This is a genomic window from Priestia sp. P5_B4 (assembly GCF_056400385.1).
This window is the reverse complement of the sequence record NZ_JBFULJ010000103.1, coordinates 1-9094: the sequence shown is the minus strand read 5'-3', so window position 1 is coordinate 9094 and position 9094 is coordinate 1. Positions and strand designations below refer to the sequence as shown.

Here is a 9094-nt window from a genome sequence, read left to right as displayed (position 1 = left end):
CACCGACTCTCTTAGTGCCGCTTTAATAATAATGGGATCATGATGATCTTGATCAATCCACATCGCTAGCGTTTCGCATTCAAACGGAGACAATGCTCTGCCGAACTCTTTTTCAAACATTGTATATAAATTAAGCTCTTCTTGTTCTTCTTCACTTTTTTCTACTTCTCTTGTTTCTTGCATCATATGATGAATAAGCTTTTCCCAAAGCGGTTTTAATGAATAACGTTCACAAATAAGGGCGTTTTGCTGTTGATCTTGCTCAATAGATAAAAAGCCGCGCTGAATTAATGCTCGCAGCGTATCCATACAGACAGCACTTGAAATACTCATTTTTGCCGCCAATTCGTTAGGTGTCGGGAAACCTTCACCGCCTTCAATGGAAACATAAATATGCATTAACGTCATGAATTCCGTTTCGTTCATTCCCAAATCGCTATAGTGATTAAACAGCAGCTTCGGAATTGAAACTGTGCCTTGTTCAAACCATTCAATTAACGTTTCTTTTTTCATATCCGAACACCTCAGTAGTTAGTATATCATGAAGTTTATAGTCAAAGTAATAATTATTCGAAGCTAAAAAAGCTTCTATGTAAAACTTTCCGCTGAAACCGTACCATTGCTCTGCACATATAAAATATATACGAACGATGACTTCCTTCCAAGAATATTACACTAACTTATTTTTTCGAGAATTGCAACTCCCTTTTAAGTTAGGCTCTTTTCTATGTTTGCCTTTGTTTCCTTATGATATAAGTAAAAGCCTCGTTTTTCTTTTCTTTTTATAATTCATAAAAAAAGCTAAAAAAGTATCCTGACTACAAGAGTCAGAATACTTTTTTCACTTCCTTACGGGTATAGACGGTTTAATAAGCGTGGGAATGGAATCGTTTCACGAACGTGTTCTACGCCGCTAATCCATGCTACCGTACGCTCAAGGCCTAAACCAAATCCTGAATGTGGAACTGAGCCATACTTACGAAGCTCTAAATACCACTTATACGTTTCAGTATCTAATTTGTGCTCTTCTACACGCTGAGCTAAAAGCTCTTGATCATGAATACGTTCAGAGCCTCCAATGATTTCTCCGTAGCCTTCTGGTGCGATTAAATCTGCGCATAATACTACGTCTTCATTTGTTGGATCTGGCTGCATATAAAATGGTTTTAATGACGTTGGATAGTGTGTAATGAATACCGGCTTGTCATAGCTTTCTGCGATAGCCGTTTCATGCGGTGCTCCAAAGTCATCTCCCCACTGAATGTCTGTAAATCCTTTTTTATGTAAGAATTTAAGAGCGTCATCGTACGAAATACGAGGGAATGGCGCTTTAATTTGTTCTAACTTAGATGTATCACGGCCTAGTACATTTAACTCTAACTTACAGTTTGTTAAAACAGACTGTACGACATGAGACACATACTCTTCCTGTACTYTCAAGTTATCTTCGAATTGGTAGAAAGCCATCTCTGGTTCAATCATCCAAAACTCAATTAAATGACGGCGTGTTTTAGATTTTTCAGCACGGAACGTTGGACCGAATGAAAATACTTTTCCAAGAGCCATTGCCGCTGCTTCCATATAAAGCTGTCCACTTTGAGAAAGATATGCATCTTCGTCAAAATATTTCGTGTGGAATAATTCTGTTGTTCCTTCAGGAGCACTTCCTGTTAGGATTGGCGGATCTACTTTTGTAAACCCGTTTTCGTTAAAGAATTCATACGTTGCACGAATAATTTCGTTACGAACCTTCATAACAGCATGTTGACGTTTAGAACGCAGCCATAAATGACGGTTATCCATTAAGAACTCTGTTCCATGTTCTTTTGGCGTAATTGGATAATCAACAGCTTCATGAATAACTTCAAGGCTTGTAACTGTTAATTCATAGCCAAACGGTGAGCGCTCATCTTCACGTACTACACCTGTTACATATAGTGATGATTCTTGCGTCATAGATTTAGCTAATTTAAAAGTTTCTTCTTCTACTTCAGCTTTTACAACTACCCCTTGCATAAATCCTGATCCATCGCGCAGCTGTAAAAAGGCAATTTTACCACTTGAACGTTTATTCGCTAACCAAGCACCAATTGTTACTTCTTTTCCTACATGCTTGCTTGCTTCTGAAATCGTAATTTTCACGATTAATATCCCTCCAAAAAACTTACATTTCGTAATTATGTATGCCATCCTATTATACATTTCGACAAACATAATAACAAGTAACAAACAAAAAGAGCCTTCTAACACGTGTGATTTGTGCTAAAAGGCTCTTTTGTTTCTATCTATTGTTACTTTTTTATTTCATGTGACGAGTCATGAATGATTGAATTCGTTCCAATGCCTTTTCTAGCAAATCTAGTGATGTAGCATAAGAAAGACGCACGTTTTCTGGTGAACCGAATCCTGATCCAGGCACTAGCGCTACCTTCTCTTCTTCTAAAATAGCTTCTACCCATGCATCAACTGTATCAAAACCAGTTAACTTTGCAGCTTCAATTGCATTAGGGAATAAGTAGAAAGCACCCTGTGGTTTTAAGCATGAGAATCCTGGAATATTAATCAGCTTTTCATGAATTACGTTTAGACGCTCTTCAAAAGCTTGTCGCATCATTTCCACCGGCTCCTGAGTGCCGTTATAAGCAGCAATTGTTGCATATTGAGCAATAGATGTTGGATTTGACGTGCTGTGACTCGCTAGGTTTGTCATCGCTTTAATAACTGTAGCATCACCAGCTGCATATCCAATGCGCCAGCCCGTCATGGAATGTGACTTAGAAACACCGTTAATGATAATTGTTTTTTCTTTTAACGCTGGTGAAAGCTGTGCAATCGATACATGTTCATTTTGACCATATACAAGCTTTTCATAAATTTCATCTGATACGATAAAAATATCGTGCTTCAAGCAAACTTCTCCTAAAGCTTGAAGCTCTTCTCTTGTGTAAATCATACCTGTTGGGTTGCTTGGTGAATTGATAATAACAGCTTTGGTTTTAGCAGTAATAGCCGCTTCTAATTGTTCAGGTGTGATTTTAAATTCGTTATTTTCAGAACCTTCAACGAATACTGGTGTACCTTCTGCTAACTTTACTTGCTCAGGATAACTCACCCAGTAAGGAGTTGGGATAATCACTTCGTCACCTTCGTCTAACAGAACTTGAAATAACGTATACAGTGCGTGCTTAGCACCTGTACAAACAATAATTTCAGAAGGTGAATACGTCAGGCCTTGGTCGCGTTTGAATTTTTCAATTACCGCTTCTTTTAATGGTGCAAGGCCGCCTGCTGGCGTATATTTTGTCTGACCATCATTCATTGCTGTAACAGCCGCTTCTAAAATGTGCTGCGGCGTATTAAAATCAGGTTCCCCTGCTCCAAGTCCAATCACATCATGACCAGCCGCTTTCAATTCTTTCGCTTTTGCTGTAATCGCTAATGTTGATGATGGCGTTAATGCTGATACACGTTTTGCTAACTTCACTAAAATCTCCCCCTATGAACTAAAGCTATAATCAGCCCGCGAGCTGATTATAGATAAAAAATTGGCTTCATTTTCATAAAGCGCTGAAACCTTATATTATGACACATATGGTATTTCATATGGTATAAACGATTTATGATTGAGATAAGCTGTATCGTTTTATAAATTCACCGCTAGAGAAATCAAGATAATAGTATGTTAAATGTTTTTTATCTTTATCCACATATGTTACTTCCCACAGCGGCTTTTTATTTTCAATGCCTAGGCGCACCGACTTAATTTCCTGCGGGTTTTTATCATTTTTCACAATGGAAATGGCTTTCTCTTTTGTGATCCCGCTGCTTGCTTTCTTTAAAACAGCTGTTTGCTTTTTGCTTTTAGGCATCCAAGCAATTACCTTTTGATTGCTTCGGTTTGTACCTTCTACTACATAAAATGCATGATTGCCGAAATATGGCTGGGTGCTTGTGACAGATTTCAAATTAAATTCTTTTTTTGCTTGGGATGCTGCTTTTTCCTCAGCAGACTGAACATCCTTCACGGACGAGTGATAAATGCTAAAAGAAATGCCTCCGATAATTAAAAGCACAGCAGCTACCGCTACAATAATTAACTTTTTCATAAAATCCCTACTTATGTACGATAAATTGTAAATACAGCTTTGCTTTGATCTTCTTCATCTAACGCTAATCCGAACATCAAATCTTGCTTTTTCAACGTGCGATTCAAACTATCAACAATTTTATATAAATCCGAGGAATTTTCCACGCGGACAGTTGATAATACTTCAATCCTACTTTCCATTGTAAACCTCCTAGCTCGTCTATCACGACGCAAAAATGACGATATTCGTATTATAACAGGTATCAAAAACCATCGTCATCTTTTTCACTCATCAATCCCGTCTGTACGTTTTGCGTAAAAACCGAATAAATAAGTAAACATATATAATATTATAAGGAATTTACCTCTTTTTGCAAAAGGAAATTTGTTTATTTTGCAGAAAATTTCATCACATCATAGGATTTTAGCGACATTTTAATAGAGTAAGCGCTCCCCTCTCTTACGTCATATAATTCAATCCATTCAGCTGTTAAATTTGAAAGCAGTCGAGGGGAATAGGAACGGCCTGGTTTCGTAAAAGAAACGGCAAGCTGTGTATCTAATTGCTTCAAAAATGCATTCGAAAAAAACGTTCCCTCTCCAAAATCAGGAATTTTCAATACATCTACATGGGTAAGAGGAATACGTAAAAACTTTTCTTCTACTTCATCTGAGCTGCTCATTGCATATAGAATCCGATGTTCTCCGATCGTAAATAATAGATCCATAGCCGCTATTTTTTGCTTCGATGCATGCAAGACATCAACGTGTATATTATTTGTTAACTGAAATAAATCATTTTCTTTCCACTTCTCTGTTTGAAATTCCGCCTGGTACTGAGCGGGGACAATAATACGCTCTATATGATAATCATTCACAGCTCGCTGAACATTTGAATCATAGTACTTTTGCTGTTTCGTAATCACTAATTGGTTGATTTTTTTCACTTTATATCGCTTCAACCACTTCTTCAGCTCGGGATAGGAAGATGCATTCCCGGTATTTATCAAAATAGTCTCACCGCTTCCGTCTTGAATCAGACTCGCTTCTCCAGCTGAAAGAGGTAAAAAGGTGATCACTACTTCATCAGCTTGTAAACCAAAATCTACGTYTTTAATGACGGCTGCTGAAACCGAGCAGTTCATAAAACTAAAAAACAGTACGGCGCTAATTAATATTTTAATCATACAATGTCCTCATTTGCTTATCATAGTATATTACTATCGTCTCTCAAGTGAAGAAACAGTATGCATAAAAAAAGACTTAAGCGTATGCTCAAGTCTTTTCATTCCACCATTCTTTGTAGTCCAGTAAGATATTCGAAAACGTTTTTTGAACAACCTGGACTTTTGGAAGTGAGTGAAGGAAATGGTACCCATATGCTGTTCGCGTAATACGATTATCAAAAATAAATATAGCTCCTCGGTCACTTTTCGAACGAATCAACCGTCCAAATCCTTGTTTAAAACGGATAACGGCTTGAGGAAGTGAATAATTCATAAAAGGACTTTTTCCTTCTTTTTTCATCTGCTCAAATTTAGCTGTCAGCAAAGGTTGATTTGGAGATGAAAAAGGAAGTCTGACAATTACGAGACATGATAATAAATCTCCTGGCAGATCAATTCCTTCCCAAAGGCTGTTTGTACCTAATAGAATGGAATGCTCAAACTGGCTGAAGTCCTTTAGCAGTCTATTACGATTTCTAGTTGTGACTCCTTGACCGAGCAGTACAAACTCTTCAAGATCGTTTAACTCTTTTAAATAACCATACGTAGCTTTCAGCATGTCATATGAAGTAAAAAGCACCAGCATACGACCATTTGTTACTTTAGCTACGTCAAGAATACTTTCTGCCATCATAGCGCTATACTCATATAATGATACTTCGTTAACAGCAGGCATATCTTGAGGAATATAGACTCTAGCTTGCTTCTCATAATCAAACTCAGAAGGGAGAATGAGTTGAGCAGGCTGAAAGTCATATAACCCTAGCTCTTGAATTAAATAATCAAATGTTCCATTCACCGTCAATGTAGCCGATGTTAAAATAACGCTTTGTTTCTTGGCGAAAAATTCATCAGCCAGCGTATCGGCAATGGAAGTAGGCTGACTATAGATATACGTAGCATTCGCTGCTCCTTTTGGTTCAATCTCAAACCACGTTACGTGATGACTCTGCTGTTTGAACAAAAGCTTTTCTATTTGCTGAGATATGTGTTCAAATCCTTTAACAGCCGTTTGAAATTCATGAAGAGACGACTGTTCATTTTTTGTGACTTTGTCATATAGTTCGTCAAAGGAATGTCTTGCCCCATCATTCCATGTAAAAAGATCGTGAATTAAAAAACGAATGCGCGACGCTGCTTCTTGAATAGCCGTCCAGTAATGCMCATGCTCTTTTTCCACTTTATATCGATAGCTGCTTCTTCCAATCTCGCCCTGCTGATTGCCGATTCTTTTTTGGACAAAAGAATGAATCAAACGAAATAAGTCATCGCACTCAGAATGAAGCTGCACAAACAGGTTTTGAAGAAATTCAGTATTAAGCTCGATGCTATACTTTACAAACGTATGATGAATTTTTTTTAACAGCCCTTTGTCTTGAATGGTTCCGATTCGGTTTAATAGCGCATGAACCGCAAAATAATCTAAGCGCTCCCCCAGCTCTTCTCCAGCAATGTCTTCTAAGTGATGAGCCTCGTCAATAATAATCTGTTCATACTCAGGCAGCAGCTCATGATTACTCATCACATCCATCAACAGTAAGCGATGATTTGTCACTACTATATGGGCATTTTGCGCTCTGTTCTGCGCTCGTTCATAAAAAGAATAAAGTTTCCAAGGATGCTTAAAGTCACTTGGAGACGGATTGCTTTCATTTAGCTGTTCCCAAAAAAGTTTGCCGCCAGAAGGCAGGTTTATTTCATCGCTATCGCCCGTTTCCGTTTCCGTCAGCCAAATAAGCAGCTTCGCTTTTGTAAGAATTGCATCGTAATTATTATTGCGCTCTTTTAAGAGCTGAATAAATTTTCTTATACTAATGTAGTGTTCTCTTCCTTTTAAAACAGCTGCCGTAACAGGAAACGGAACAATCTTTTCTAGAATGGGCACATCTTTTTCGATGATTTGCTGCTGAAGCGTTACCGTGTTAGTTGAGATAATAACTGGGCGGTGATGAACAGAAGCATAAAACACGGCAGGAACTAAATAAGCGTAGGTTTTACCAATACCGGTCCCGGCTTCAATTAAAGCATGCTCATTACCTGCAAAGCACTCTTGTACAAAGTTCATCATCTCCCACTGCCCTTTTCGTTCTTCAAACAATGGCAGAGCCTGATGGAACAGCTTTTGCTTTTCAGTTTCAAATATTTCGTAAGTATGAGAGTGCTGCTTTTCATTAGCTGAATGCGGCTGATATTTGTTTAGCGCAATGCCATGTATAAATTCATAAGAATCATCCTCGGCATAGCTTTTATCATCTATAACTTGTTGAATCAGTTCTCCAATTTCACTTTTAAAGTGCAAGCTTAGCGCATACAGCTGCTTTAAGGTTGTTAGAGGTAGCTTCTTTAATTTTTCAATTAGTAACAGTAAAATACGTKCCGTTACTTCTGCATCACTATCTGCTTGATGAGGGTTTTCATGTTCAATATGTAAATACTCAGCTAATTGGCTAAGTTTGTACCCATCAACTGTAGGCAGCAGAATCCGGGCCAGTTCGACGGTATCTACGGTTGAATTATAAAGCGTCTCCTCTCCGCACTGATAGAGTTCTTCTTGTAAAAAAGTTAAATCAAATGCCACATTATGTGCAACAAAATAAGCATCATCTAGCAATTCTATAATTTTAGGTGAAATTTCTTCAAATAAAGGCGCATCTTTCACCATATCATTTTGAATGTTAGTTAGTTGTGTAATAAAAGGCGGAATATCCATACCAGGATTTAAAAAACTAGAAAAACGTTCAACAATATTGCCGTCTTCTACTATGACAGCAGCAAATTGAATCATTTTATCTCCTTGTTTTGGAGAATGTCCCGTCGTTTCAAGATCTACCACAACAAAGCGTTTATTCACGGTCAACACCTCGCAAGTCTGTCTTTTTATAGTATAAAGTGAAAGCCTGCTCTATATGCTTTAAAAGCGCAACTCCTTCTCGTAAAAACAGAGAGGCTTTCATACATAGAGTTTTACTTTAGTGTGTATAGAGGTTTATACCGTTCACTTACTAGCGTATGTATTCAAATAAAAATCCCCCTCATAAAGGGGGACTGTTCTTATAGAATTGTACCAGCTGGTTCTTGTTTAAGCAATTGTTGGATTTTATTCTGCTCATTCATAATCGCTACGGTTGGATGATGGTGGGCTACTTCTTCATTTGCCACGAGCGCATAAGAGATAATGATGATAATATCTCCAGGCTGCACAAGTCTTGCAGCAGCTCCATTTAAACAAACTACGCCGCTCCCGCGTTCGCCGGGAATCACGTAAGTTTCCAAGCGAGCTCCGTTATTATTGTTTACAATTTGGACTTTTTCGTTTGCTGCTATTCCTACTGCGTCGATGATATCTTCATCAATGGTGATACTGCCAACATAATTTAAGTTGGCTTCAGTTACATGAGCTCTGTGTATTTTAGCGTTCATCATCGTGCGAAACATTTAGTTATCCCCCTGTACGTCTACAATTACATTATCAATCAAACGGGCTTTAGAGAATTGAACAGCTAAAGCAATAATGATTTTGCCAGCGGCTTGTTTAATCGGTTTTAGCTTTGGATACGTATAAACCTCGATATAATCCACTTTACCGCTCGTATATTGCTCAATTTCTTTTCGAATGGTCTGTTTAATAATTTCTACGTGCTTCTCTCCGCTTTCAAGCAGCTGCAGAGCGCTTTGTAAACTCTTAAATAAAACAGGTGCCTCTTCTCTTTCTTTTTCTGTTAAATATACGTTACGAGAACTTTTAGCTAAGCCATCTGCTTCTCTCACCGTATCTACTGGT

The 9094-nt window shown here is 38.0% G+C and carries 9 protein-coding genes; all 9 read right to left on the bottom strand.

Annotation, left to right across the window (positions count from 1 at the left end):
* On the bottom strand, positions 1–513 hold a 513-nt coding region (locus tag AC1DRF_RS11360), incomplete at its 3' end, for a DnaD domain protein (RefSeq protein ID WP_477740764.1).
* 336 nt (positions 514–849) lie between these two features.
* Positions 850–2142 carry an asparagine--tRNA ligase gene (asnS, locus tag AC1DRF_RS11355; RefSeq protein ID WP_477740763.1) on the bottom strand — a complete coding sequence of 431 codons (1293 nt, stop codon included), beginning with the start codon at positions 2140–2142 and terminating at the stop codon, positions 850–852.
* A gap of 157 nt (positions 2143–2299) precedes the next feature.
* The gene (locus AC1DRF_RS11350) at positions 2300–3484 is read right to left on the bottom strand and encodes a pyridoxal phosphate-dependent aminotransferase (RefSeq protein WP_013082327.1); all 1185 of its coding nucleotides are present in this window, start codon (positions 3482–3484) and stop codon (positions 2300–2302) included.
* Positions 3485–3617: 133 nt separating this feature from the next.
* Positions 3618–4106, bottom strand: coding sequence for a cell wall elongation regulator TseB-like domain-containing protein (locus AC1DRF_RS11345; RefSeq protein WP_013056103.1), 489 nt, complete (start codon positions 4104–4106; stop codon positions 3618–3620).
* Positions 4107–4117: 11 nt separating this feature from the next.
* A complete protein-coding gene (locus tag AC1DRF_RS11340; RefSeq protein WP_013056102.1) occupies positions 4118–4288 on the bottom strand; it encodes a YpmA family protein in 171 nt (56 codons plus the stop codon).
* A gap of 188 nt (positions 4289–4476) precedes the next feature.
* A complete protein-coding gene (locus tag AC1DRF_RS11335) occupies positions 4477–5274 on the bottom strand; it encodes a ComEC/Rec2 family competence protein (RefSeq protein WP_477740762.1) in 798 nt (265 codons plus the stop codon).
* Between the two features lie 88 nt (positions 5275–5362).
* Positions 5363–8164: an ATP-dependent DNA helicase DinG gene (gene dinG, locus AC1DRF_RS11330; RefSeq protein WP_477740761.1), complete on the bottom strand. Its 2802-nt coding sequence runs from the start codon at positions 8162–8164 to the stop codon at positions 5363–5365.
* A 200-nt stretch (positions 8165–8364) separates the two neighbouring features.
* Positions 8365–8748 (bottom strand): aspartate 1-decarboxylase, encoded by a 384-nt coding sequence (gene panD / locus AC1DRF_RS11325; RefSeq protein WP_013056099.1) that lies wholly within the window; start codon positions 8746–8748, stop codon positions 8365–8367.
* A partial coding sequence (locus tag AC1DRF_RS11320; protein WP_477740760.1) for a pantoate--beta-alanine ligase occupies positions 8749–9094 on the bottom strand: 346 nt, incomplete at its 5' end.